At 72.2% G+C, this 24,573-nt stretch carries 21 protein-coding genes; 9 read left to right on the forward strand and 12 right to left on the reverse strand.

Features of this window, described 5'->3' with window-relative positions; all coding sequences use genetic code 11:
* Positions 1–353: 353 nt before the first annotated feature.
* Positions 354–1,967, reverse strand: a complete 1,614-nt coding sequence (locus tag WME73_RS44325; protein WP_437913504.1) for an SBBP repeat-containing protein — start codon at positions 1,965–1,967, stop codon at positions 354–356.
* Positions 1,968–2,408: 441 nt separating this feature from the next.
* Between WME73_RS44325 and WME73_RS44330 the strand changes: the two genes are divergently transcribed.
* Positions 2,409–3,392, forward strand: a complete 984-nt coding sequence (locus WME73_RS44330; RefSeq protein WP_437913505.1) for an SUMF1/EgtB/PvdO family nonheme iron enzyme — start codon at positions 2,409–2,411, stop codon at positions 3,390–3,392.
* A 208-nt stretch (positions 3,393–3,600) separates the two neighbouring features.
* Positions 3,601–4,638, forward strand: coding sequence for a M28 family peptidase (locus WME73_RS44335; RefSeq protein ID WP_437742302.1), 1,038 nt, complete (start codon positions 3,601–3,603; stop codon positions 4,636–4,638).
* Between the two features lie 21 nt (positions 4,639–4,659).
* Here the strand turns inward: WME73_RS44335 and WME73_RS44340 are convergent, their stop codons facing one another.
* From WME73_RS44340 to gloB, 3 genes are all read right to left on the reverse strand, one after another.
* The gene (locus WME73_RS44340) at positions 4,660–5,604 is read right to left on the reverse strand and encodes an NAD(P)-binding domain-containing protein (RefSeq protein WP_437742303.1); all 945 of its coding nucleotides are present in this window, start codon (positions 5,602–5,604) and stop codon (positions 4,660–4,662) included.
* Entirely contained in the window at positions 5,601–7,391 is a 1,791-nt protein-coding gene (locus tag WME73_RS44345; RefSeq protein WP_437913506.1) for a 1-acyl-sn-glycerol-3-phosphate acyltransferase, read from the reverse strand. Before WME73_RS44345 ends, WME73_RS44340 begins: the two co-directional genes overlap by 4 nt.
* A gap of 66 nt (positions 7,392–7,457) precedes the next feature.
* Positions 7,458–8,213 carry a hydroxyacylglutathione hydrolase gene (gene gloB, locus WME73_RS44350; protein ID WP_437742305.1) on the reverse strand — a complete coding sequence of 252 codons (756 nt, stop codon included), beginning with the start codon at positions 8,211–8,213 and terminating at the stop codon, positions 7,458–7,460.
* A 195-nt stretch (positions 8,214–8,408) separates the two neighbouring features.
* Here gloB and WME73_RS44355 point away from each other — a divergent pair, with 195 nt between their 5' ends.
* Positions 8,409–9,425 (forward strand): hypothetical protein, encoded by a 1,017-nt coding sequence (locus WME73_RS44355; protein WP_437742306.1) that lies wholly within the window; start codon positions 8,409–8,411, stop codon positions 9,423–9,425.
* A 103-nt stretch (positions 9,426–9,528) separates the two neighbouring features.
* Positions 9,529–10,683: a bifunctional methionine sulfoxide reductase B/A protein gene (locus WME73_RS44360; RefSeq protein WP_437748112.1), complete on the forward strand. Its 1,155-nt coding sequence runs from the start codon at positions 9,529–9,531 to the stop codon at positions 10,681–10,683.
* 76 nt (positions 10,684–10,759) lie between these two features.
* Here WME73_RS44360 and lpdA read toward each other — a convergent pair whose 3' ends face one another.
* The 6 genes from lpdA to WME73_RS44390 all read right to left on the reverse strand — a co-directional run bounded on the left by lpdA (position 10,760) and on the right by WME73_RS44390 (position 16,507).
* Positions 10,760–12,166: a dihydrolipoyl dehydrogenase gene (lpdA, locus tag WME73_RS44365; RefSeq protein ID WP_437742307.1), complete on the reverse strand. Its 1,407-nt coding sequence runs from the start codon at positions 12,164–12,166 to the stop codon at positions 10,760–10,762.
* Positions 12,167–12,327: 161 nt separating this feature from the next.
* On the reverse strand, positions 12,328–13,521 hold the full coding sequence (locus tag WME73_RS44370; protein WP_437913507.1) for a thiamine pyrophosphate-dependent dehydrogenase E1 component subunit alpha: 1,194 nt from the start codon (positions 13,519–13,521) through the stop codon (positions 12,328–12,330).
* Positions 13,522–13,635: 114 nt separating this feature from the next.
* Positions 13,636–13,911, reverse strand: coding sequence for a hypothetical protein (locus WME73_RS44375; protein ID WP_012240611.1), 276 nt, complete (start codon positions 13,909–13,911; stop codon positions 13,636–13,638).
* A gap of 129 nt (positions 13,912–14,040) precedes the next feature.
* The gene (locus WME73_RS44380) at positions 14,041–14,652 is read right to left on the reverse strand and encodes a DUF4149 domain-containing protein (protein ID WP_437742309.1); all 612 of its coding nucleotides are present in this window, start codon (positions 14,650–14,652) and stop codon (positions 14,041–14,043) included.
* Complete coding sequence (locus WME73_RS44385) at positions 14,649–15,677, reverse strand: HEAT repeat domain-containing protein (RefSeq protein WP_437742310.1); 1,029 nt, start codon at positions 15,675–15,677, stop codon at positions 14,649–14,651. Before WME73_RS44385 ends, WME73_RS44380 begins: the two co-directional genes overlap by 4 nt.
* A gap of 53 nt (positions 15,678–15,730) precedes the next feature.
* Positions 15,731–16,507, reverse strand: a complete 777-nt coding sequence (locus WME73_RS44390; RefSeq protein WP_437913508.1) for a hypothetical protein — start codon at positions 16,505–16,507, stop codon at positions 15,731–15,733.
* Between the two features lie 167 nt (positions 16,508–16,674).
* On the opposite strand from WME73_RS44390, the gene WME73_RS44395 reads away from it, so the two are divergent.
* The 4 genes from WME73_RS44395 (at position 16,675) to WME73_RS44410 (ending at position 21,140) form a co-directional block, all read left to right on the forward strand.
* The gene (locus tag WME73_RS44395) at positions 16,675–16,980 is read left to right on the forward strand and encodes a YfhL family 4Fe-4S dicluster ferredoxin (RefSeq protein ID WP_012240614.1); all 306 of its coding nucleotides are present in this window, start codon (positions 16,675–16,677) and stop codon (positions 16,978–16,980) included.
* A gap of 94 nt (positions 16,981–17,074) precedes the next feature.
* Complete coding sequence (locus tag WME73_RS44400; protein WP_437913509.1) at positions 17,075–17,842, forward strand: hypothetical protein; 768 nt, start codon at positions 17,075–17,077, stop codon at positions 17,840–17,842.
* Between the two features lie 228 nt (positions 17,843–18,070).
* Positions 18,071–19,051: a hypothetical protein gene (locus WME73_RS44405; protein WP_437742313.1), complete on the forward strand. Its 981-nt coding sequence runs from the start codon at positions 18,071–18,073 to the stop codon at positions 19,049–19,051.
* A 22-nt stretch (positions 19,052–19,073) separates the two neighbouring features.
* On the forward strand, positions 19,074–21,140 hold the full coding sequence (locus tag WME73_RS44410; RefSeq protein WP_437742314.1) for a protein kinase domain-containing protein: 2,067 nt from the start codon (positions 19,074–19,076) through the stop codon (positions 21,138–21,140).
* 77 nt (positions 21,141–21,217) lie between these two features.
* Here the strand turns inward: WME73_RS44410 and WME73_RS44415 are convergent, their stop codons facing one another.
* Complete coding sequence (locus WME73_RS44415; RefSeq protein WP_437742315.1) at positions 21,218–21,553, reverse strand: hypothetical protein; 336 nt, start codon at positions 21,551–21,553, stop codon at positions 21,218–21,220.
* Positions 21,554–21,751: 198 nt separating this feature from the next.
* Here WME73_RS44415 and hutU point away from each other — a divergent pair, with 198 nt between their 5' ends.
* The gene (gene hutU / locus WME73_RS44420) at positions 21,752–23,425 is read left to right on the forward strand and encodes a urocanate hydratase (RefSeq protein ID WP_437854262.1); all 1,674 of its coding nucleotides are present in this window, start codon (positions 21,752–21,754) and stop codon (positions 23,423–23,425) included.
* Here the strand turns inward: hutU and WME73_RS44425 are convergent.
* Positions 23,340–24,290 carry a deoxyribonuclease IV gene (locus WME73_RS44425; protein WP_437854264.1) on the reverse strand — a complete coding sequence of 317 codons (951 nt, stop codon included), beginning with the start codon at positions 24,288–24,290 and terminating at the stop codon, positions 23,340–23,342. The two genes, hutU and WME73_RS44425, sit on opposite strands and share 86 nt — an antisense overlap.
* Positions 24,291–24,573: the final 283 nt, after the last annotated feature.

The following is a 24,573-nucleotide window of genomic DNA, read 5'->3' on the forward strand; positions in this document are numbered from 1 at the left end:
GGGCAGTGCCTTGGAGTGCCTGAGCTGCTCGACACGAAACGGCTGCATGGATGCCTGCACAGACGACACTGGGTGTCTGCTCTGGCTTCTTTGCGCGCGGGGGTGCATGACAGACGACCCTCGCCCCGAGTGCTTCAGAAGCTGCGATGCGGATGCCGCAAACGGCCCGGGCGGTGAGGGCGTCGAGGCTCTCTACCGCGCTGTCTATGAGTGTACCTGCACTAGCTGCGCGGACACATGCGAAACCATCGCAAACCCATGCAGCCCGTGAGTTGAGAAGCCTCACCAGCGCACAGATCGATCGCCACTCACCGCCTGCGGCCGCCAGGCACCTCGCAATGATCTCGGGCGCCTCACGGGCTGAAACTTGCGACGAAGACATCCCCATCGCCCTGCGGGGTCATCACCCCGGCACCGAAATCAATCCTTCCATCCGCAGCGCCGGCAATCAGTAGCTCACCGCGGCCGCTGAGCACGCTCGCCGTCGCGCTCACGCCGTCCTCCCCCATCAAACCGAAGGTCCTGGTCCAGAGTGGCTCACCTTCGGGCCCAACCTTCGCGAGCACCAAATCTCTCTCGGATTTCGCGCGAAGCAAATCTCCGCCCAACTCCACAGTACCGACCAGGCCACCAACGATCATCACATCACTCGCGGACTCGGCCAAGATCCCACCAATAGTCAGCGCACCATCGAAGACTCGAGCCCACTCGTAAACGTTAGAGGTCGTATACTTTAGCAAGGCGCTCGCGCGTTCATTCACCACGACCTCACCGCCACCAAAATCAACCGTCCCTTGGAACCCTATCACGAGAGCCGGACCACCCAGTCTATCGACAGCGATGGTCTGCAGCGTCTCGTGGTCGGTGCCTCCCACAACCCTCGCCCAGCTCACGAGGCCACGGCTCGTGAGCTTCGCCAGGAACACATCCGCGCCACCAGCGGACGCGTATGAAAGGTCCCCCAGAACCAGCTCGTCATAAAAGTGCCCCGCCAGGATAATATTGCCAGCCGCATCGACGATCACTCTTTGGGCAATCTGCGCATCCTCACCGCCCCACACCCGAACCCAGCCGCTCTCATCGTCGACGGAACCGTCGGAAGACCGCAACTTGGCCACGAATATTTCCTCCGAATCAGTCTCATTGGAAACAACGTGCTCGTCATCGAATCGGATTGTTCCGCAGAAGTCCCCCACGAGCACCACGTCCCCATCTGGAAGGAACGTCATCCCCCTCACGGCGCTCGGCACGAGCCCGCAGATCTTTCCGCCCAGCGGCTTCCGCCACAGCAACCGCCCATCCGGGTCGTACTTGTGCAGCACCATGTTCATCGAGGCCAGCTGACTTTCGAGCTCCAAGCTCGTGACCATGACTTCGCCCTGCGAATTGACCGCGAGTGCGTACACGGTATCTCCTTTTACGTCGCCCACCTGTCGACTCCAGACGTACTCCCCAGAAGCAGAGAACTTGGCCAGGAACGCGTCGTTACCTCCGGCAGCGATGAGCACATCGTCTCCGAACGACATCGCTCCCGTGAACTTGCCACCGACATAAACATTGCCCGCTGAGTCAGTCGCGACGCCGGTCACGTCCTCCTCCTCGGCCCCGCCGATGAGCCTCGCCCACCTGACGCAATCCTTCCCGTCGCAGTCCTCGTCGTCCGTGCTCGCGCACGTCTCTGCCGCAGGCATCACCTCGCCCTCGCACGCCTCGTACCCGGAGCCGTCCTGCTTGCACGCCTGCGTCCCGGCCTCGCAGATCCCGGCGCCTTTCGTCCCGGGGGGCCCGGAGTAGCACTCGATCACGTGCTCGGGCTCGCACGTGGAGCCTCCGCCTGTCCCCGTCGCCGTCGTGGCGTCCGCGGTTGCGGCGTCCTCGAAGTCGTCGAGGCCGAGCACCAGCCCGCAACCGGATACGGCCATGATGCCGACACCAGCGAGGCATCGGAGCGATGTGCGCATTCTCATGCGCGCCATCGTAGTGCGAGAAGCGCGGGGCGTCAGCCTGAGCGCTTCGCTCGAACCGTTGCGGCGAGACGAGACCACCGCTCCGCCGATCGAGCGCGACAGGCTCCTTGACTTCGGGGCTTCGCCTCTACCCTCAGCGTGACCTTACTTACCACGACGTGAGCCACGGGAGCAGCGCTGGCGCGCGTGGCGGAAGAGCGTGCCGCAATCCCGCGCAGACGGGCGCGGGGCGCGTGTACACTCCGCCTCGTGCCGCCCGCGCCGTCCCGCGATCGCCTCCAGGCTCGCTTGTCGAAGAGATCCCCGCTGCCCCGACGCCGCCCGTCACGCCCCGCAAGTTCAGCCTTGCTCGCCGCGCTGGTATGGCTCACGGCGTGCTCCGTTCCGAACGACGGCGGCACCAGCCCGGGGAAGAAAGCGGACGCTTTCGGGGAACCCCACATGTCGCCCGCCGCCGAGAGCATGGCTCCCACCGCGGCTTCCTCGCTCACGGCACCGACATCTGCCGGCAGCGCGCACGCCGGCTCAGGCATCCTCAGCGGCTCAGCCCCCGGTCCCACGCCGACCGCGGTCAGCCTGGGCGCCGCCCCCGCGGAGACGCCCCCGCTCGGCTCGGCCGGCGCCCCGCCGCTCGCCCCTCCCGCCCCGCCGCCGGGCCCCTGCCCCACCGACATGGCCCTCGTCAGCGGCTTCTGCATCGATCGCTACGAGGCGCACCTGGTCATCGACGCCGGCGGAGAGCTCTCCGTCCACCCGCACTTCAAGCGCCCCGAGCCGGGCGTCCGGTACCTCGCCCGCAGCGCGGCCGGCGTCTTTCCGCAGGCGTACATCAGCCGCGTCGAGGCCAAGGCCGCCTGCGTCGCCGCGGGCAAGCGCCTCTGCACGCGGCGGGAATGGCAGCGCGCCTGCCGCGGCAACGGCGCCCACCGCTACCCCTACGGCCCGCGCGGCGAGCGTGGGCGGTGCAACACCGGCAAACCCCACCTCCTGCGGGAGGTCTTCGGCGAGCACCCGCCGGGCGGGTGGAGCTACGAACGACACTTCAACAGCCCCGACCTCGACCAGAAACCAGGCTTCCTGGCGAGGAGCGGCGAACACGCCGGCTGCGCCAGCGAGCTCGGCGTCCACGACATGATCGGGAACCTGCACGAGTGGGTCGGCGACATGGTCGATGACGAGCTCGTGATGCGGATGAGCACCGAAGGCGTCGAGCGCCGCGATCAGCCGTGGCACGAGGGAAACGGCGTGTTCATGGGCGGCTTCTTCAGCACGACCAGCGAGCTCGGCCCCGGCTGCTACTTCACCACCATCGCCCACGAGCCGACCTATCACGACTACTCCACGGGATTCCGCTGCTGCGACAGCGTCGAGCTGCCAGCCGCTCCGGGGACGACCGACGCGAGCCGGCGAGACGGCGGCGGCTGACAGCGCGGCCGGCCACGACGCGCGGCTCGGCGCCGAGGTCCCCGGCACCAGCAGGCCCCGGCGAGCTCGCCCGCGGCGCGATCCCAGCGACGCTGCGCCCGAGGACGGCTGCGGCGCGCTCATCACGGGCAGCCCTCTCGGAGGATCGCCCGTCGATTCCTGCCCGCGCCAGGAACAGAGCGCCTCCGCCAGATGTCCTGCCCTCTCGATGACCACGAGCGCAGCGACGACCCTCGAAGACGCTCGCGCGATCACAAGGCTTCGCCCCCGCCACGGCCGGTGGGCCGCGGCAGCCGCGGCGCTGCTCCTCGCCGGCCTCGCGGCCATCGGAGCCTGCGTCAGCCAGCCCCTCGTGGCGGCGCTCCCGCCGCCCGCTCCGGCGCTCTCCGCGGACCCCGCACGCATGGAGCGCGACGTCCGGAGGCTCGTGGAGGAGTTCCGCCCGCGGGGCCACCGGCAGATCGCGCAGCTGGACCGCGCCGCGGCGTACCTGCGCGACGAGCTCAGCGCCGCCGGAGGACGCGTGACCGAGCAGCTCTACGATGTCGAGGGACGGACGTATCGCAACGTGCTCGCCCGGTTCGGCCCGGATTCGTCGACGCGCGTCGTGGTCGGCGCCCACTACGACGCGGCGGACGACTTGCCCGGCGCCGACGACAACGCGAGCGGCGTGGCAGGGCTGCTCGAGCTGGGGCGGATGCTCGGCCGCGCGCCCCTCCGCGGCGACGTCGAGCTCGCGGCGTTCACGCTGGAGGAGCCGCCCTATTTCCGGTCTGCGCACATGGGCAGCGCCCATCACGCGAATGCGATGCAAGCAGCAGGCGTGAAGGTCCGGGCGATGATCAGCCTGGAGATGATCGGATATTTCACCGACGAAGAGGACAGTCAGGCGTTCCCGCTGGCGCCGCTCTCCATGCTGTATCCCACGAAGGGGAACTTCGTGGCCGTGATCGGCAACCTGGAGGGGCTCTCGCTCGTTCGCACCGTCAAGGGGGCGATGCGCGGCGCGACCGATCTGCCCGCCTATTCCCTGAGCGCTCCGGCGCTCGTCCAGGGCGTGGACTGGTCCGACCACCGGAGCTACTGGGAAGCGGGTTATCCAGCGGTCATGATCACGGACACGGCGTTTCTGCGCAACCGGCGTTACCACACCGACAAGGACACGCCGGATACGCTCGACTACGCACGCGCTGCAAAGGTCGTCACCGGCGTGGCCCAGGCCGTCCTCGCGCTCGCGAACGAGTGAGCGCGCTGCCGTCGCCATGCCTCACGCCGCGAACATCCGATCGAGCACCGCCCTCGGCGCGCCGCCCTTCAGGGTCGCCTCGAGCGCCTCGAACACCCCCGCATCCACCTTCCGCGCCTTCGCGAACGCCACGACGCGCGGGATCAGCGGGATCGCCTCCACCCGCAGCCTGGCCTCCGCGACCGCCTCGTCGAGCGTCCGCCCGCGCGCGAGCGCCTTGCCGAGCACCACCTCGGGGCGGCTCTCGAGCCGGATCGAGGCGAGCAGGTCGCCGTAGCCGCCGAGCCCCAGCATCGTCCGCTCCTCCGCGCCCGCCGCGGCCGCGACGCGGGCCGCGCTGTCGACCGCCCTCGAGATCAGCGCGGCGAGCAACCCCGGCCCGGCGCCCGCCTGCTCGGCGAAGCCGACGCCGACGGCGAGGCAGCCGACCAGCGCCGACGCCCACTCCAGGCCCTGGAGATCGGGCGTCGTGTAGACGTGGAGCGCGTCCGACTGGAACGCCGCGGTCACGGCGGCGTGGACCTCCGGGAAGCGCGAGCCGCACACCATCGCCGAGGGGCGGCCCTCCCGGAGCTCGTCTTCCTGGACCGGGCCGCCCAGCGCGCCCACCCGGCGCGCCGGGGTCTCCTCGCGCACCAGATCCGAGACGGTCTTCAGCGCCTCGCCCTCGAGGCCGCGCACGCCGTGGATCACGAGGTGCGAGCCGTCCATGTGATCGCCGAGCGAGCGCAGCGCCGTCCGGGCCGCGTTCGACGGCACCGCGATCACCAGCAGCCGCGCCCGGGCGACCTCCGCGTGGTCCCGCACGATCCGCGGGCCGCCTTTGATCTGCGGCTGCTCGCGGCGGGAGTACAGGAGGACCTCCGCGCCGGTGCGGCTGGCCGCGAGCGCCAGCGCCACGCCCCAGAAACCGCCGCCGATGACCCCCACCGAAGGCGCCGGAAGCGCGCTCCCCGGGGCGCTCACTGGCCACCCCCGGCGCCGTTCATCGAGCCCACGTGCGCGTCCGCAGCGCCCGCGCGGGACGAGGCCGGTGAGGACGACGAAGCGGACGAGGCCGAGCCCCGCGGCTCTTCCAGGGGCGGCGGCGACGAGGCGGGCTCGAGCGGCGGGAGCGGCGGCTGGACCTGCAGGCCGGAAGGGACGCCCGGCGGGGCGATGACGTCCCACGCCACCCCGTGGGCGGCGAGGCGGTTCTGGTAGTAGAAGAGCAGGTTGGTGTCGCAGATCGCGATGCCGTCGGGCCGCGAGTCGAGCACCGGCGACGAGTGGTAGCCCGCGAAGGCGCGCAGCGCGCGCTCGACGATGTCCCCGCCCGAGCCGAGCCGGACGTCCTCGCCCAGCACGATGCACCCCCGCTGCTCGAGCGCGCGCAGCCGATCGCAGAGGGCCACGACGTCGGCCGCGAGGTCGTCGCGCGGCACCGTGAGCACGTCGCGCTGCCGGAGCACCGTGAAGAGATCCGCGGCGGGCGCCTGGCTGCGGAGCCGGGCGAAGCTCGCCGCCGCGACGACGTGCGTCGCCATCACGACCGTGTCGCGCGCGTACGCCCGGCAGATCTCCTCGCCGAGCTCGCGCGCGTACTGGGCGTCGCGCGCCGCGTCGATGACCGCCTTGCCGCCCTGATCCTTCACGTAGCTCGCCGGATCGACCTCGCGACCGCGGGCGTCGAACGAGCGGCCGAGCTCGTCGACCCGGTTGCCGAACGGATCGAGCGGGTCGGAGAAGCGGATGACCACCGCCGCGTTCATCGCGAGCAGCTTGCGCAGGAACGAGGCGATCCGGCCGATGCGGCTCGACTCGTCGTCCTCGATGATGAAGCGGCCCTTGCCGGCCTCGGAGAGGAAATCGGCGATCAGCGTCTCGGCCTCGAGCGTGATGAGGTAGTTGATCGTGGCCGGGACGAAGAAGACGCGGCGCTCGCGGCCGCTCTGCAGCGTCCGCGTGTAGGCCTCGAACGCGCTGCCGACCAGGCCCAGCTTGAGCTTCCGCTCGATGCCGCCCGAGCGAGACCGCGTGCCCCCCGGGAAGAACAGCGAGTGGTAGCCGCGCTCCAGGAGCACGCCCGAGTACGTCTTCAGCACGTCCTTGTAGAGGTTGTGCCGGATGCGCCGGTCGACGCGGTAGGCGCCGAGGTTGTGCATGAAGAACGAGAGGACCGGGTTCGTGAACAGGTTCTTGCCAGCGCCGTACGTGGCGGGCGGCAGGCCGGCGCGCTCGAGGGCATAGCCGAACACGATCGAGTCCATGTTCGACAGGTGGGTCGGGACGTAGACGGCCGTGCCGCGCTGCACGAGCGAGCGGAGCTTCGCGAGCGGGCCCTCCACGAGCACCCGGTCGGCCAGGAGCTCGAGGCTGACGAGCTTGAGCGGGTCGCGGACCACGGTCATGAGCTTCCGCGGCGCGAGCAGCGCGCTCACGACCGGCGGCAGGAGCCGCGACGACAGCTGGTAGACGCGCCGGTCGAAGTTCCCCGCGATGTCCCACGCGTACTCCTCCGAGAGCTCGCGCAGGCGGCGGCGGCGCTCGGCGTCGTGCATGCGGCCGAGCGAGCGGGCGAGCCGCTGCCACTCGGCGAGCTCGCGGATGTCCTGCGGCTTCCGGGACCCCTCGAGCCGCTTCGCCTCCTGATACGCCGCCTCGTTCATGGCGAGCAGCGGATCCCTCGTGGAGCCGACGACCCGGTCGACCACGGTGCGCACGATCTCGTCGCGCGCGTCGTTGAACCCGAAGATGGGAGCGCGGGAGTCCATGGGCCTAGTCGTATAGAAATCGGACGGCGGGCGCGAGCGGAATACGGCCGCGCGCGACGCCGAAAGTCAGCGGTAATCGTCCTTCGCGCGACGCACGGCGGCGAACACGTCGGACGGCGCGGCCCCCGGGAAGCGCGCCTGCAAACGCGGCTCGCCGCAGCGCAGGAACGGGTTCGTCGCGAGCTCGTCGGCCATCGTGCTCCCGACCGTGGGCTCGCCGCGCTCCCGCGCCGCACGGGCAGCCGCGAGCTTCCTGCGGACAGCCTCGTTCTCGGGCTCGACCGCCTCGGCGAAACGGAGGTTGTTCACGGTGTACTCATGACCGCAGAAGACGCGCGTATGCGCCGGGAGCGCGGCGAGCTTGGAGAGCGAGGCGTGCATCACCTCCGGCGTCCCCTCGAACATACGGCCACATCCGGCGATGAAGAGCGTGTCTCCTGTGAACACAACGTCCTCGACGCAATACGAGACGGCGCCGAGCGTGTGGCCGGGGACGTGCAACGGCTGGAGCGTGAGGCCGGCGACCTGGACCGGCGTGCCCTCCTCGACCCGCTCCGTCTGCGCGGGAACGCGCCCGACGTCGCTCGAGTGCGCATAGACCGGGAGGTCGCCGTAACGCTCGCGGAGCGCCTCGTTGCCACCGACGTGATCGTGGTGGTGGTGCGTGTTGACGATGGCGACCAGACTGAGCTTCTCGCGCTCGAGCGCCGCGATGATCGGCTGGGCCTCCGAGGGATCGATGACGATCGCCTCGCGCCGCCCGTCCGCGGCCACGAGGTACGCGTAGTTGTCGCTGAGGCAGGGCACGGGGAGGATGCGCATGAGGCGTCGACTATAGCGGCGCCCCCGGCGAGAGCCGGGGAAAAGGTGCGCGCGGCGCGCGTGGATCGCGCATGAGCTCGAGAAAGTTTGAGAATTTTTCGGCCGAACCGGCAAGTGGTCCCGAGCGGGACGGCGGGCGGCCTGGCGGAGATCCGCGCGGTGACGCGGGCGCCATGGTGTGGCAGAGGGGCCGGCATGACGTCCGCCGAGCCCTCCGTCCGCTACCGCATCGGCGTCGATGAGAACGGGCTGGGCCCGCGGCTCGGTCCGATGGTGGTGACGGCGGTCCTCACGCGCGTCACGGAGGCGGGCTGGCAGGTCGCCGGCCGCGCCCCTCGCGGCGCCCTCGCCCAGCGGCTCGGCGACTCGAAGCAGCTCGTGGCGCACGGGGATGTCTCGCTCGGCGAGGCCTGGGCTCGCGCGCTGGTCGCGCGCGGCTGCGGCCGCGCGGGGACGGCCAGCGGCGCGTCGTCGGTGGACGAGCTGCTCCACGCCGTCGCGCTCGAGGATCGCCCCGCGCTCCGTGCGCTCTGCCCGGGCCACGTCGAGGAGCAGTGCTGGTCGGCGGAGGGCGAGGCGTTCACCGCATCCGACGAGCTGCTCGGCGCGATCGGCAAGGACCTCGACAAGCTCTCGGAGAAGGGGGTCGAGGTCGTCGCCGTGCGCTCGGTGCTGCTCTGCGCGAAGCGGATGAACGACGGGGCGCGCGCCGGGAAGAACAGGTTCGTGCTCGATCTCCACGCGATGGAGCGCCTCGTCCTGGAGCTCCGCGGCCTCGCCGGCGCGGAGGTCTTCGCGGTGTGCGGCAAGGTCGGTGGCTTCGGCAAGTATGGCTCCGTGTTCGGCCCGCTCGCGGGGAGGATGCACGCCGTGCTCGAGGAGGGCCGCGCCCGCAGCGCCTACCGCTTCCCCGGCCTCGGCGAGATCGCGTTCGTCCGCGATAGCGACGCCTCGGATCTGTGCGTCGCGATGGCGTCGATGGTGGGCAAGTACGTCCGCGAGGCGCTCATGGAGCGGGTCGCGCGCCACTACCAGCGCGCGGTCCCGGGCCTGCACGGGGCGAGCGGCTACTACGATCCGGTCACGTCGGCGTTCATCGGGGCGACCCGCCTCGTCCGCCGCGCGCGCGAGATCCCCGCCGAGTGCTTCGAGCGGGGCGCCGGCGAGAGCGACGGCGAGAGCGACGCCTCGCTGGAGAGCGGCGGCCCGTAGCGCTGAGGCCGGCGCCGCGCGGGCCGCGCTCGCCGGGCGAAACCAGCGGGGCCGCGGGGCGTAGGAGGGTTAGGTGCGCTACCCTCGACAGGCCAGGTGGATGATGAAACGGCTCCGCGCTGCTGGTCTTCTCTTCGCGCTCGTCCTCATTGCGTGCGCCGCCGTGTTCGCGTGCTTTCGCGCCGGCGATGCAGGGAGGGCGAGCAAGGTGATTCCGGGGTCCAAGGAGGCTGTGACGATGTCGGACAGAAGCTATCGCAAACCGTCGGATGAGGAGCTGCGCAAGCAGCTCACGCCGCTCGCATACGAGGTCACCCAGCGCGACGCGACCGAGCCGCCGTTCCGCAACGCTTTCTGGGACAACCACGAGGCGGGCCTCTACGTGGATGTCGCGAGCGGCGAGCCGCTCTTCACGTCGCTCGACAAGTTCGACTCGGGCACCGGCTGGCCGAGCTTCACGCGCCCCGTCGAGCCGGAGCGCGTCGTGGAGCGCTCGGACAGGGGCCACGGGATGGTCCGAACGGAGGTGCGCTCCAAGGCCGGCAACTCGCACCTCGGGCACGTCTTCGAGGACGGGCCCGCGCCCGACGGGCTGCGCTACTGCATCAACTCCGCGTCTCTCCGGTTCATCCCGCTGGCTCGCCTCGAGGCGGAGGGTTACGGCGCCTATCGGGCGCTGTTCGAGGGCCGCGGCGGCGCGCCTCGGGAGCAAGCGAGCGCGAACGCCTGCGCCGTGCCGGCGCCGGGGGAGGCGCCTGGGTGCCAGACGACGCTGGAGACGGCCGTCCTGGCGGGCGGCTGCTTCTGGGGGATGGAAGAGCTCCTCCGGCAGATCCCCGGTGTCCTCGAGACGGAGGTCGGTTATGCCGGCGGCCGGACGAAGGCGCCGACCTATGAAGACGTGAAGACCGGATCGACCGGCCACGCCGAGTCGGTGCGCATCGTCTTCGATCCCGCGAAGCTGTCCTATGCCGAGCTGCTCGAGAAGTGGTTCTTCCGCATGCACGATCCGACGACGCGGAACCGCCAGGGCAACGACGTCGGTACGCAGTACCGCTCAACGATCTTCGTCACGACGCCCGAGCAGCGCCGCATCGCCGAGGAGGTGAAGGCGCGCGTCGACAAGAGCGGCAAGTGGCGCGCCCCGCTCGTCACCGAGATCGTGGAGGCCGGGCCGTTCACGCGCGCCGAGGAGTACCACCAGAAGTACCTGGAAAAATACCCGGCCGGGTATACGTGCCATTTCATGCGCGATTGATGAGGGCGGTGGCCCGCGCCGTCGACTCGATGGTTTCGTCGACGGCGCAGGCTGGTGATGCTCGAGAGCGGGCGGATCAGCGATTGGCGATGTGGATCGCGGCGCCCATGGCGTGGGCGGCGGCTTCCATCAGCGACTCGCCGAGGGTCGGGTGGGGGTGGATCGTGAGCGAGAGATCCTCGAGGAAGGCCGCCATCTCGAGCGAGAGGGACGCCTCGCTGATCATGGTGCTGGCCTCCGGCCCGACGATGTGGACGCCGAGCACCTGCTTCGTCTTCTTGTCGGCGACGATCTTCACGAAGCCCTCGGTCTCGTTCATGGCCATGGCCTTGCCGAGCACCGAGAACGGGAACTTGCCGATGCTGACCTCGAGGCCCTTCGCCTTCGCCTCCGCCTCGGTGAGCCCCACCGTGGCGATCTCCGGATCGGTGAAGATCGCGCCCGGGATCGCGACCCAGTCCTTCTCGGCCTTGTGCCCCGCGATGACCTCGGCGGCGATCTCGCCCTCCTTCGTCGCCTTGTGCGCGAGCAGGGGCGGCCCGCTGACGTCGCCGATGGCGTAGATCGACGGCACGTTGGTGCGGCAGAACTTGTCCGTGGGGACGAACCCGCGCTGATCGACCGTCACGCCGACCTTCTCGAGGCCGAGGCCCTTGCTGCTCGGCCGCATGCCGACGGCGACGAGCACGGTGTCGACGACGATCGTCTGCTCCTTGCCGTCGGACTGGATCTTCACCCCGACCGAGCCGTCCTTCTGCTTCTCGTACCCGAGCGCCTTGGCGTTCTTGTGGATCGTGCCGCCGCGCTTCAGGATCTTGCGCTCGACGATCTTGGTGCAGTCGGGGTCGACGCCCGTGAGCAGCTCCGGCAGCGCCTCGACGACGATGAGCTCGGCGCCGAACGCTTGGTAGACCATGCCGAGCTCGAGGCCGATGACGCCGCCGCCGATCACCATCAGCCGCTTCGGGACGCGGCGCAGGCTGACCGCCTCCTTCGCGCCGATGATCGTGTCGCCGTCGAACTTGAACGTCGGGATCTCGATGGTCGTCGAGCCGGTCGCGATCACGATCGCCTTGGTCGCCTCGAACTGCTCCACCGAGCCGTCCGCCCGCGTCACGTCCACGCGCTTCGGCCCCACGACCGTGGCGGTGCCGTTCACGACGTCGGCGCCGTTGCCCTTGAGCAGCGACCCGACGCCGCCGGTGAGCTTCTTGACGATGCCTTCCTTCCAGTCCTGCATCTTGTTGGCGTCGAGCTCGACGCCGCTGACCTTGATGCCCATCGCGGCGCCGGCCTGCGACTTCTCGTAGAGGTGGGCGGCGGAGATCAACGCCTTGGAGGGGATACACCCCCAGTTGAGGCAGACGCCGCCGACGTTCTCCTTCTCGATGCAGAGCACCTTCAGCTTGAGCTGAGCGAGCCGGATGGCGCAGGGGTAACCGCCGGGGCCGGCTCCGATCACGATTGCGTCGTAGGTCTTCATCCTTGTCCTTTTGTGCGCTTCGAAGACTGGAACTAGGGGCGCCGGGGTTCGTCAGGCAAGCCCCTCGCCGACAGCCCTGAGGCCGCGCCCGCAAACGCGAGCCGTCCCTGGGTGCCCGGGGCTTACACGACCTCGCAGCGAGGGGAAATCCCTCCCCGAGGTCAGCGCCCGCCGCCGTGCGGCGGCGCTTTCGGGGAGCGCAGGAGCTCTGCGCGCTGGTCGCGCAGGTGCCAGGGCAGCTCCGCGTAGACGTCGTCGAACAGCGTCTCTCGGGCAGGCGGGCCCATCGCCTCGACCTCGGCGACGGCGGCGGCGATCTCGGCGTTGAGCTCCGCCTCGAGGGAGGACTCCGCGGCGTCGTCGAGGAGCCCGCGGCCGGCGAGGTGGCGCCCGAGGCGCAGCAGCGGGTCGCGCTGCGTCCAGCGATCGACCTCCTCCTGCGACCGGTAGCGGCTCGGGTCGTCGCTCGAGGAGTGCGCGCCGACGCGGTAGGTGAGCGCCTCGATGAAGCTGGGGCCGCCGCCGCCACGAGCCCGCGCGACCGCCTCGGAGACGGCGCGGTAGACGGCGATGACGTCGTTGCCGTCGACCCGCACCGACGGCACGCCGTAGGCGCGCCCCTTGATGGCGATCGTCCTCGAGGACGTCTGCCGGTCCGTCGGCACGCTGATGGCCCAGTGGTTGTTCTGGCAGATCATGACGCACGGCGCCTTGAAGACCGCCGCGAAGTTCATCGCGCTGTGGAAATCGGGCTCGCTCGTCGCGCCGTCGCCCATGAACCCCACCACCACGGTGCTGTCGCGCCGCAGCTTCGCGGCCCACGCGGCGCCGACCGCCTGCGGGAGCTGCGGGCCGATGCAGCTCGACCAGGACACCTGGTTCACCTGCCGCCCGCTCATGTGCGACGGCATCTGGCGCCCCTGGAGGAGGTCGCCCGAGTTGCCGAAGACCTGGGCCACATAGGTGCGGAGCGGGAAGCCGCGCACCAGCATCATCACGCTCTCGCGCAGCGCGGGGAAGATCCAGTCCGTGGGCTCGACCGCGAGCGCCGTGGCGATCGGCGTCGCCTCCTGGCCGGTGCACGCGCCGTAGAAGCCGATCCGCCCCTGCCGCTGGAGCAGGAGCATGCGCGCGTCGAGCAGCCTGAGGCGCTTGATCTCGCGGTACGCGCGCAGCAGCAGCGCGTCGCTCAGGCAGGGGTCGGTCGCGGGATCCAGGGATCCATCGTCCCTGAGGACGCTGAGCAAGCCCTCGTCGGCCCCCTCCCCTGGTCGGGGCGTGGGCGCGTGAGGTGGAGGGGCGTCGGCGGCGGACCTCGCCGAGGCGCCGGGCGGCGTGGCTTCCAGCTCGCTCATGACCGGACCATACCGCGAAATGACCGCGCTCGCGGCCCCTTCGGCCCGCGGGGACGCCCCTCGCGCCCCCGCGGCGCGCCGGAGCGAAGCGGCTCACATCGCTCACGCACGAGCTCAGCCGAGCAGGACGCGGAACATCCGCTTGCTGTCCGAGAGGTAGTAGTAAGCGGCGCGGTCCGCGTCGCCCATCAGATCGAGGATGGCGCGCTCCATCTGATCGGGGCTCAGCGTATTGGACACTTCCCACGTGTCGGGCGTGACCTCGTCGCCCTGCCACGGTCCGGCGCAGAGCGCGACGAGGCGCGACCGGTTCGCCTCGTCGGCGATCGAGAAGGTGAGGATGTAATCGTGGTTGACGAAGCCGCTATAGAGCTTGTTGTCACGCGGCATCGGATCCCTCGGTGTCGTGGGCGCGATGCGCGGCGGCGCGCGCGCGACGATCGCGCCCCGCGGAGCCTCGATCGTCGCGCGCGCGCCCACGCCCGAGGCGACGGCGCAGGTGGGGCGCCCCCGGCGTCCTCACCGCGGGCCGGGCGGCAGCGGGGCGGCCGCCTCCTCGTCGTCGTCCTGCTCGGGGCGGCGCGCGCCGAGCGTGAAGACGTGCAAGAGGACCAGGCTCGCGCCGAGGAACACCTCCGACTTGCTCACGAGCTCGGCGCGGCGATGGACGCGCTCGAGCTCCATGCCGAGCTCCCCCTCGCCGCGCCGGACGCCCTCGCGGTGGAGCGCCGCGATGCGTGGGGTGAGCGCCAGGCCGACGTACGCGGCGCACCCGGCCAACACCATGGCGACGACCCGGCGCACGCGCGCCGCGCGGCCGGCGCCCTGGCGGTACGCGGCCCAGGTGCGCGCCACCTCGGCGCCGAGGAGGATCACCGCGGCGCCGAGCGCGAATTGATCGAAGCGCGCGAACGCCGCGCTCATCGCGTCACCGGAGAAGGGGGCCGGGGCGAGCCGGAAGACGAACGGGGCAGCGCAGGCGCCCAGCGCCACGATGCCGCCGACCCAGGCCCCCGCCGCGAGCGCGGCCACGCTCGCGGCCACGCGATCGATGAGGGAGCGGCGCGACGCGGCGCGCTCTTCGGGGCTCGGGGCGAGGTCCGCCTCGCTGAACTGGGCTCCATCGTTCATGCATCCACCTCGGCAGCGAGGGCGGCGAGCGCCTCCTCGACGGCCCCCTGATCGGCCTTCCGCTCGTCTCCCCGCATCGCCGCGATCGCGGCGCGGGCGGCCGAGAGGCGGGCGCGACCGGCGGCCGCGACGGCGAGCGTGCGCTTGTGGCGGTCCCACGCGCCGAGCTCGCCGAGGATGTCGCGGATGGCCCGCTCGTGGCCCATCCGCGCGAGCGCGACGCGCGCGTGCCAGCGCAGCGGATCGCGGCCGAAGCCGAGCCTCAGCCCGAACGCGCGCCGCTCCAGGGCGCTCCGGGAAGCGGCGAGGCCGAGCTCGCCGCAGAGCTCGATGGCCGCGGCCTCGTCCTCGCGATCGACCCCGTGGAGCTTTCCTCCCACGATCTCGGCGAGCACGGGGTGGCCCACCGGATCGCCGAAGCGCGCGGTGACGACCGCCGCCGCTGCCCGGACGAGCGGGGACGCGTGGCCGAGCAGCGCGCGGGCCCGCGCCATGCCCAACGGAGGCAGCTCGCCGCTGGACTCCCCCAGCTCCTCGAACATCCGCAGCGCGATGTGGCAGACGAGCGGGTCGTCGTCGTGGGTGGCCTGCATGACGGCCTCGATCGCGTCGGCCTGCTGGGCGCAGACGCGCGGGAACGCGATCACCGCCTGGAACCGCACCTCGGGCCGCTCGTCCGAGAGGGCGCGCCGGAGCCGGCCCGTGGCCCGCATGTCGCCGATCTCACCGAGCGCCGTGATCGCCATCTGCCGGACGTAGGGATCCACGTCCTCGACGGCGAGGAGCAGGGCCGGGAGCGCCTCGACGGCCTTCGTGTCGGCGAGGGCGATGGCCGCCGCCGCGCGGACCGCCGCGTGCTCATCGACGCGGAGCGCGCCCTCGATCGCGCGCACGACCTGCTCCCGTGCCGTCGCGGCATACGGGACGAGGTCGTTCACGGCCTCCGCGCGCACGGCGGGCTTCTGCGAAGCGACGTCGCGCAGCGCAGCCTCGAGCGTCCTTTTCGCGGGGGCCGGTCCGAACACGCGGCCAACGCTAGCACGGTCGATGCGCAAAGCCGGGCCGCACCGAGCGGCGCTCAGCCGCCGCCGGAGCCGCCAGCGCCGCCGGAGCCGCCAGCGCCGCCGGAGCCGCCAGCGCCGCCCGAGCCGCCAGCGCCGCCCGAGCCGCCACCTTCGCCGCCCGAGCCGCCGCCGCCTTCGCCACCCGAACCGCCGCCAGCGCCGCCCGAGCCGCCACCTTCGCCACCCGAGCCGCCGCCTTCGCCACCCGCGCCACCGCCGCCTCCCGCGCCCGAGGCCGTGTACGTGGGCCATTCCTCCGGAACTCCCGGCTGTTCAGGCGCGGCCCTGCACACCCCGGGCTCGCTCTCGGCGTCGCCCGGCGGCTCGCTCGACGCAGACGGCGGGTTCGGCAGGCAGGCCCTCGATCCTTCCGGCGTGGCGTCGACGATCGCGGCGTTGCGTTCGCCCGGCGCTATCGCTGCGGCACCCTGGATGTTGCCCAGCGCGACGCACGAGTAGCCGCTGCGGCAGTCGTCGTCCTCATCGCAGGTGGCCATGCAGAAGGTCCGCTCGAAGCGCGGCCAGCGGACGTTCTCGAGCTCGCTGCACGCCGGCTCGATCACCGGGTTGAACGCGACACAGACGCTGCTCCCGGAGCAGCTGTCCGGCTCGCAGTTGAAGACCGTGCAGTAGCCGCCAGGCTGCGTCCCATCGCAGAGGAGCTGCTGCTCTGCCTGCACGCAATCGAGCGACGAGGTGCACGGATCGCCGATCTGGGGGCCACATCCGGCGAGCAGCGAGGATGCGCCAAGGAAGGCGAGCAGGAGGGCGGGCTCGGTGAGGCGGAGCATCGAGGAGGCCGCTTAGTACCGGCAGGGGCGCCCGCGCGCAAGCGTAGGCCCACGACGCCCAGACGCCGTCCCGGAACCGGCGCTGGCTTCCGCCCGAATTGACACCTTGCGGTCAGGCCTCTACAAACGAGCGGACCGGGGTGACCCCGGAGAACGAAGCGAAGGCCATGGCGACTTACATCACCGAAGACTGCATCAACTGCGGCGCCTGCGAGCCGGAATGCCCGAACGAAGCCATCAGCGAGGGCGACGAGATCTATGTGATCGATCCGGAGCTCTGCACCGAGTGCGTCGGCTTCTATGATCACGAAGCGTGCCAGGCCGTGTGCCCGGTCGAGTGCTGCCTGCCCAACCCGCAGATCGTGGAGACCGAGGAGGTCCTCATCGCACGCGCCGTCCGGCTGCACCCCGACGATGGGGAGCTGAAGAAGCGGGCCGCCGCCAACGATTACCCCTCGCGCTTCCGCAAGTAGCGCGCCTCTTCGCGCACCATCGCGTCGCCTCTCCGGCCGCGCTTCCCATGCCTCCGTCGGCACCGTCGGTTCAATGCGGCGCCCGGGTCACACCATGATCCGGCGCTGGGCCGCAGTGGTTCTCGCGGGTGCCTGCGCGGGCTGCCATGGCAGCGGTCCGCTGCTCCACCCGGCGCACGTCCTCCGTCCCGGCGCCGTGCGCCTCGGCGGCGGCCTGTCGGGTGACATGGTCGTCGCCGGAGCGGCGGACGCAGGGGCGAGCGCCACAGGCCCGGCGACGGCGGAGGGCGCCGCGCGGCGAAAGCTCTCCGAGATCACCGTGTCGCCCGGCGTCGCACCCTGGGCCAGCGCCCGCGTCGGGATCGAGGGCGAGAACGAAGCGGGGCTGACGTACACGGGGCGAGCCATCCGGCTCGACGGGCGCCACGCATTCCCGCTCGGCGACGCGGCCCTGTCGATCGGCCTCGGCGCCTCGGCGTTGCTCGCGGGCGGGCCGGGCCCCAGCGCAGAAGGGATCGACGTCCACGGCGCAGGGCTCGACGTCCCTCTCCTGCTCGGCTTCCGGTCGGACGCGGATCTCTACGCGCTCTGGTTCGGTCCCCGGCTCGGCTTCGAGCTCCTCGGCGGCGAGGTGCGGCTGCCCGCCGCCGGAGCGGCGGTCCGAGGACCGCTCGTCGACGCGTCGGGCCAGCATCTCCAGCTCGGGTTCGTGCTGGGCATCCGCGCGGGCTTCCGCCATGTGCACGTCGCGGTCGAGGCCACCGCGACCTACCACCACGCCGAGGGCGAGATCGCCGGCGATCCGGTCGCCATCGATCAGGGCACCGTCGCCCCGGGCGGCGGCCTCACGGTCACCTTCTGACACGGTCGAAACAAACGCAACGACGTTGCAACGTCGGCAAACGCCACGTTCGGAGCGTTCCCAGACGTAACCAAACGTAACAGGGCGTGACGAGCCGCGGCAAAGCGCGGCAAAGCGCAACAAAACCTAGCAAAACCTAGCAAAACGTAATGAGACGGATTCCCTGCCATTTTCGGTGGCAAGCACAGGCGCTTGCCCGGCCGGAGGACCCGTCTTAGACTCGGATCTATGCGTCCCCACGGCGCCCTCGCCGCTTCATGCCTGCTCGCCGGTGCAGCTCTCGTCGGCTGTTCGGCGCCTGTCGCGGGCGACGCGACGGAGGTCAACGGGGTGGTCACCCAGGGGGTCGTGCGCGTCGAGCGCGCGATCAACCTGAGCCGGGACGCCGCCGTGGCCGCGACCCCCGGTGAGCTCGACGAGGCCGCGCAGCCGAGCGCGGGCGCCGAGGGGGCGGGGGCGGTCACGAACGTGCTGGCGAAGTTCATGCGGCTCTCGTCCGCGATGGATCCCGAGCTCGCCGAGGGGGCCGTCGGGAAGCCGTTCGTCCTCCCCTCCGCCGGCAGCTGCATGGTCCTCTCGCCCGCCGCCGACGACGAGGCGAGCAACTTCAGCTCGCTCAGCCCGATCGAGCTCCTCGACGCGGGCGACGTGACGATGAAGACCGAGAGCACCGAGATGCCGCTCGCCGCCCGCGCGTTCCCGGACGTGGGCGCCCTGGTCTTCGGCGTGTTCTACACGTCGCGCGACGCCACCAGCGATCTGCCTGCGCCGGCGCGGTACGTGTTCGAGAGCTCCGGCTCGGGGCAGCTCGACCGGTTCGCGTTCGAGGCCGATGCCCCCGCGGGTCCCGAGGAGGTGCGCATCGGCGACGCCGAGCTGGCCGACGGCGTCGATCTCGACGCAGGGGTCGGCGCGGTCGTGCAGTGGCGCGCGGACGAGGGCGGCGAGGCCGGCCGGACGCGGGACATCATCTACGTCGACGTGACCTCGGCCCACGGCGCGACCGTGCGGTGCGCGTTCAAGGACACCGGGCGGGGCGTGATCCCGGGCTCCTTGCTGGATCCCTCGACGCTCGGGCCTCTGCCGGCGAACGCGACGCTCGCCGTGCACCGGACGCGGCAGGTGCCGTTCAACACCTCGGGGATCGACCTCGGCGAGGTGCGCTTCGACCTCTCCGTGAACGGCCGAGCGCGCATCGCCGCGCGCTGACGGCGCTCCGACAGACATCGGCGTGGCGTACGAGGATCTGCGACGTCGCGCGGCCGAGCTCGCCGCGATCGGGCAGCGCGATCGCGGCACGGCGCTCCTCGCGGCGGCCGGAGATCACGCGGGCGCCTCCGAGCTGCTCGAGCGCGTCTGCGACTTCGCCGGCGCGGCCCAGGAGGCGCTGGCAGCCGGGGACCCGGCCCGCGCCGCGCTGATGGCCGCGCTCGGCGGCGACGAGGCGCTCGCGCGCGAGGCGCTCGAGCGGATCGCCGCCACGTCGCCCCGGGACGCCGCGCTGCGCGTCGCCGCCGACCTCGCGGCGCGCGGGTTCTCGCGCCACGCGGGCGCGCTGTTCGCGGCGCTCGGCGCTCACGCGGCGGCCGCGGAGGCGTTCACCGCGGCCCACGACGCGTGCCGCGCCGCCGAGAGCTTCGAGCTCGCCGGCCGCCCCGCCGACGGCGCGCGGGTGCTCGAGGCCGCGCTCCGCCGCCGCCCGGGCGACGCGGCGGCGTGGCTCGCGCTGGGTGAGCTGCTCGCGCGCCACGGCCGCACGGAGGCCGCCGTGCGCGCGCTGCAGCAGCTGCCGCCCGCCGCCGCCGAGCGGGCCCGCGCGCTGCCGCTGCTCGGCCGCTGCCTGAGCGAGCTCGGGCTCGAGGACGCCGCGCGGACCGTCCGCGACGAGCTCGCCCGGCTCGAGCCGCCCGGCCAGGAGGCGCTCTCGTCGCGAGGCGCCGCTCCCGGCAGCGCCGCCGCGGGACCTCCTCCTGCGGGCCCCGCGCCCGTCGGGCCGCTCCTCTTCGGGCGCTACGAGACCCTGCGCGAGGTCACGGCCACGCCCCACGCGCGCGTGGTGGAGGCGCGCGACCGGATCACGGCGGAGCGCGTCGCCGTGAAGATCTTCGCGGGCGCGGCGTTCGGAGCGGGCCGCGACGCGCTCCTCCGGTTCGAGCGCGAGGCGCGCGCCCTCGCCCAGCTCCGGCACCCGAACGTCGTCGCGCTCCGCGCGTACCACCCCGAAGGGCCGGCGATGGTGCTCGCCTGGATGACGGGCGGGTCTTTGATCGAGCGGCTGCGGGGGGATCCGGTCACGCCCGCGCGCGCCGTCGAGATCGCGGGCGCGCTCCTGTCCGCGCTCGGCGAGGCGCACCGCCTCGGCATCCTCCACCGCGACGTGAAGCCGAGCAACGTGCTCTTCGACGAGATCGGGACGGCTCACCTCGCGGATTTCGGCGCGGCGCACCTCGGGGATCTCTCGTCCACCGCCACGGCGGGCGCGATCGGGACGTTCGCGTACATGTCGCCGGAGCAGCGCATGGGCCGACCGGCGACGCTGGCGAGCGATCTGTACGGCGTCGGCGCGGTGCTCGCCGAGCTGCTCACCGGAGAGCCGCCCGCCCCCGCCGTGCGCGGGCGGCTCGATCCCGCGCCGAGCGAGGTCCATCCGGACCTCACGGCGGCCCACGACGCGGCCGTGGCGGCGCTGCTCGCGGAGGACCCCGCCGCGCGGCCGGGCGACGCGTTCGAGGCGCGGCGCGCGATCACCGCGATGGCCTGGCCAGAGCGCCCGCGGCCGCGGCGGTCGCGCGCGAGCGGCCGGCCCCGATCGAGCGACGCGCCGCCCGCCACGGCGGCGCGGCTCGCGGCGACCCTGGAGGTCGGCGACGGCCGGGACACGGAGGGGCGCTGGCACGACGCCTGGATCGATCGCGACGTCCTCGTGCTGCAGCTCGACGACGCGACCCTCGCCCGGGCCCGGGCCTTCGCGCGCGCCGGCCACGCGGCCTTGACGTCCGTCCTCCGGGTCGATCTCGCCAGCGGCGAGGTCTGGGTGGCGCTGCCCCAGGGCCGCGCGCTCGCCGACGAGGCGCGCGCGCTGACCAGGGCCCAGCGCGCGCGCCTCGGCGAGGCCATCGCGGCGCTCCACGCGGCCGGAGGCGCGCACGGGTGCATCGACAGCCAGCACCTCTACGTCCACGACGGCGAGCTCACGCTGGCCTACCCGCGCGAGGCTCCCGGCGACGTGGAGGAGCTTGCGGCGCGGGATCTCGCGGCGCTCCAGGAGCTCGACAGGAACGCGCTGGACGAGCTCTAGCTCGATGAACCAGGGCGGAGGCGGCGCCACACGCGAGGCCCGCGATGCGCGGGCGCGGGGGCGTCCGGAGCGCCGGCTCAGTTCGGCGGAGACGGGGCGGGCGGCGGCGGCGAGATGCGCCCGCCGGGCGAGGTGCAGGCGCCCCCGTATTCGTCGCGCTTGGTGATGTCGTAGCAGCAGTAACCGTCGTCGTACTCGGGCTCGCTGTCGACCGACTCGACCTCGCCGCCGCACGAGTCGCTTCCGAAATAGGCGAGCGCCTCTTCCTGGGAGGGGCATGCCCCTTCGATCTCGGTCCATTCGAAGCACCCGACCTTGTCGCACCCCGTGGTCGCGAGGGTGAGCGCCAGGGCTGCGAGCTGGAGGGCCCGGACCGGACAACGCGCGAGGGCCGAACGGATCGTCGAGATCATGGATTCTCCCGGACACACGGGCGCTGCGCGCGCCCCGAGCAAGCATACTCCGGTTCGGACGAAGCCGGCTGCCCCGGAGAGGATCGAGCAGGCTCGCGTCGCGCGGCGGCGTGCGCCTCGCCTCGCGTCGCCTCGCCGCGCGGCGCGGCGGACGCCGCGCCTTCTGGTCGATCAGGACCGGGTGGAGTACACGACAGCATGACGACCGGAGAGCAGGGGGCCCGGGTGGTGCGCGCGCCGCGGGGAAGCGAGCGGAGCTGCAAGGGGTGGATCCAGGAGGCCGCGCTCCGGATGCTCCACAACAACCTCGATCCGGAGGTCGCGGAGCGCCCCGACGATCTCGTGGTCTACGGCGGCACCGGGAAGGCGGCGCGATCGTGGGAGGCGTTCGACGTGATCGTCCGCGAGCTCCGGGAGCTCGCGGACGACGAGACGCTCCTCGTGCAGTCGGGCAAGGCGGTGGGCCGCTTCCGCACGCACCCGGACGCTCCCCGCGTGCTCCTCGCGAACTCGAACCTCGTGGGCCGGTGGGCGACGTGGGACGAGTTCCGCCGGCTCGAGGCGCTCGGCCTGACGATGTACGGGCAGATGACCGCGGGCTCCTGGATCTACATCGGCTCACAGGGGATCGTTCAGGGCACCTTCGAGACGTTCGTCGCCGCGCGGAAGGCGCACGCGGCGCGCGCCCCGGGCGGCGGGCGCTGGGTGCTCACCGCGGGGCTCGGCGGCATGGGCGGCGCGCAGCCGCTCGCCGCGACCATGGCGGGCATGGCCTGCCTCGGCGTCGAGATCGACCCGGCGCGCATCGAGAAGCGGCTCCGCACCCGCTACGTCGACGAGCGCATCGACGATCTCGACCGCGCCCTCGACGCCGTCCTCGAGAGCGTCCAGCGCGGGGCGCCGCGCTCGATCGCCCTCTGCGGCAACGCCGCCGACGTCTACCCGGAGCTCGTGCGCCGCGGCGTCACGCCCGACCTCGTCACCGAGCAGACCGCGGCGCACGATCCGCTCGTCGGCTACGTCCCGCCGGGGCTCACGCTCGAGCAGGCGGCGGAGCTCCGCGCCCGCGATCCCGGGGTGTACGTCGCGCGCGCGAAGGCGGGGATGCGGAGGGAGGTCGAGGCGATGCTCGCGATGCAGCGGCGCGGGGCCGAGGTCTTCGACTACGGCAACAACATCCGCACCTGCGCGATGGAGGCGGGCGCCGAGGACGCGTTCGCGATCCCCGGCTTCGTGCCGGCGTACGTGCGGGAGCTGTTCTGCCAGGGCAAGGGCCCGTTCCGGTGGGTCGCGCTCTCGGGCGATCCCGAGGACATCCTCGCCACCGACCGCGCGGTGCTCGAGGCGGTCCCGGGCGACGCCGATCTCCGCCGCTGGATCGAGCTCGCGGAGCAGAAGATCGCGTTCCAGGGGCTCCCGTCGCGGATCTGCTGGCTCGGCTATGGCGATCGCGCGAAGGTCGGGCTCGCCTTCAACGAGCTCGTCCGGGCCGGCCGGGTGAAGGCGCCGATCGTGATCGGGCGCGACCACCTCGACTGCGGGTCGGTCGCGTCGCCGTTCCGGGAGACGGAGGCGATGAAGGACGGCTCCGACGCGATCGCCGACTGGGCGATCCTCAACGCGCTCGCGAACACGGCGGGCGGCGCGTCGTGGGTGAGCTTCCACCACGGCGGCGGCGTCGGGATCGGCAACTCGCTGCACGCCGGGATGGTGATCGTCGCCGACGGCACCGAGGCCGCTCGGCAGAGGCTCGAGCGGGTGCTCACCATCGATCCGGGGATGGGGATCATCCGGCACGCCGACGCGGGCTACGAGACGGCGTGCCGCGTGGCGGAGGAGAAGGGCGTCCGGGTGCCGCACCGGGCAGGGTGACCGGCTCCGCCGCGCCCTCGAGGGCGCGCAGCCGCGCGATCTCCTCCATGTAGCCGCGCCGCTCCTTCGCGAGCGGCGGCAGCTCGATCACCGCCGGCACGCGCGCGAGCCGCGCGTCGTTCGCGAGGCGCCAGAACGGCGCGAGCCCCATCTCCCCGTCGCCGACGCGCTCGTGCCGATCGACCCGCTGGCCGAGCCCCGCCTTCGAGTCGTTCACGTGCATGCACCGCAGCCGATCCAGCCCGAGCAGCCGGCCGAAGTCGCTCCAGAACCGCTCGTAGCCGGCCTCGCTCCGGAGGTCGTGCCCCGCCGCGAAGGCGTGCTGCGTGTCGATGCAGACCCCGAGCCGCGACCCCTCCGGCCCGGCGCGCTCGATCATCGCGGCGACCTGATCGACGCGGTGGCCGAGGGTCGACCCCTGCCCGGCCGTGTTCTCGATGCACAGCTGCGCGCGGAGCCCCTTCCCGCGAGAGAGCACGATCGACAAGCTCTCGCCGATGCGGTCGAGGCCGACCTCCTCGCCGAGGCTGCGGGGCGCGCCCGGATGGAACACCACGAAGTCGATCCCGAGCGCGTCGCACCGCGCGAGCTCCTGGAACAGCGCTTCCCGCGAGCGCTCGAGGATCGCGGCGTCGTCGGCGCACAGGTTGATGAGGTAGCTCGCATGGGCGAGCGTCCGGCCCGCGCCGGCCCAGGCCGCGCGCGCGGCGCGAAACGCGGCGATCTGCTCCGCGCTCAGCGCCGGCTCCCGCCACTGGCCCGAGACCTTGGTGAAGATCTGCACCGCCTCGCAGCGGTCCTCCCCCGCCAGCGCGATCGCGCGGTGAAGGCCGCCAGCCACGGACTCGTGCGCGCCGAAGATCATGGGCCGCACTGCTTGGGGCGCTTCCCCGCCGCCGGCAAGGCATTGCCCCGAGCCCACCCGATCTGCCACGGCCCCCGTCATCCGCGCGCCACCGCGCGCCACCGCGCGCTCCCACGCGCTCTCACGCATGAAGGCAACGCCCGGGCCGCCTCGTCCGTCCCCTTGGGACGACGCCGATTCCGCGAACAAATCGAGCAAACCGTATGCCGGGAGGGCGCGAACCCCGGTTCGCGGCACCTCACCCTTGACGCGTTCCTGCCCAGGCGCGAATTGAGCGGCCTTC

The organism is Sorangium sp. So ce302 (genome assembly GCF_051530145.1).
Lineage (GTDB): Bacteria > Myxococcota_A > Polyangia > Polyangiales > Polyangiaceae > Sorangium > Sorangium cellulosum_B.

Coding starts and splice junctions, on each gene's coding strand:
- WME73_RS44375 (WP_012240611.1), bottom strand. CDS start 13,911: ATGCCGCGTGACAACAAGCTCTATAGCGGCTTCGTCAACCACGATTAC.
- WME73_RS44330 (WP_437913505.1), top strand. CDS start 2,409: ATGTCGCCCGCCGCCGAGAGCATGGCTCCCACCGCGGCTTCCTCGCTC.
- WME73_RS44325 (WP_437913504.1), bottom strand. CDS start 1,967: ATGAGAATGCGCACATCGCTCCGATGCCTCGCTGGTGTCGGCATCATG.
- WME73_RS44415 (WP_437742315.1), bottom strand. CDS start 21,553: ATGATCTCGACGATCCGTTCGGCCCTCGCGCGTTGTCCGGTCCGGGCC.
- WME73_RS44335 (WP_437742302.1), top strand. CDS start 3,601: ATGACCACGAGCGCAGCGACGACCCTCGAAGACGCTCGCGCGATCACA.
- WME73_RS44395 (WP_012240614.1), top strand. CDS start 16,675: ATGGCGACTTACATCACCGAAGACTGCATCAACTGCGGCGCCTGCGAG.
- WME73_RS44400 (WP_437913509.1), top strand. CDS start 17,075: ATGATCCGGCGCTGGGCCGCAGTGGTTCTCGCGGGTGCCTGCGCGGGC.
- WME73_RS44425 (WP_437854264.1), bottom strand. CDS start 24,290: ATGATCTTCGGCGCGCACGAGTCCGTGGCTGGCGGCCTTCACCGCGCG.
- WME73_RS44370 (WP_437913507.1), bottom strand. CDS start 13,521: ATGAGCGAGCTGGAAGCCACGCCGCCCGGCGCCTCGGCGAGGTCCGCC.
- WME73_RS44380 (WP_437742309.1), bottom strand. CDS start 14,652: ATGAACGATGGAGCCCAGTTCAGCGAGGCGGACCTCGCCCCGAGCCCC.
- lpdA (WP_437742307.1), bottom strand. CDS start 12,166: ATGAAGACCTACGACGCAATCGTGATCGGAGCCGGCCCCGGCGGTTAC.
- WME73_RS44405 (WP_437742313.1), top strand. CDS start 18,071: ATGCGTCCCCACGGCGCCCTCGCCGCTTCATGCCTGCTCGCCGGTGCA.
- gloB (WP_437742305.1), bottom strand. CDS start 8,213: ATGCGCATCCTCCCCGTGCCCTGCCTCAGCGACAACTACGCGTACCTC.
- WME73_RS44355 (WP_437742306.1), top strand. CDS start 8,409: ATGACGTCCGCCGAGCCCTCCGTCCGCTACCGCATCGGCGTCGATGAG.
- WME73_RS44345 (WP_437913506.1), bottom strand. CDS start 7,391: ATGGACTCCCGCGCTCCCATCTTCGGGTTCAACGACGCGCGCGACGAG.
- hutU (WP_437854262.1), top strand. CDS start 21,752: ATGACGACCGGAGAGCAGGGGGCCCGGGTGGTGCGCGCGCCGCGGGGA.
- WME73_RS44360 (WP_437748112.1), top strand. CDS start 9,529: ATGAAACGGCTCCGCGCTGCTGGTCTTCTCTTCGCGCTCGTCCTCATT.
- WME73_RS44390 (WP_437913508.1), bottom strand. CDS start 16,507: ATGCTCCGCCTCACCGAGCCCGCCCTCCTGCTCGCCTTCCTTGGCGCA.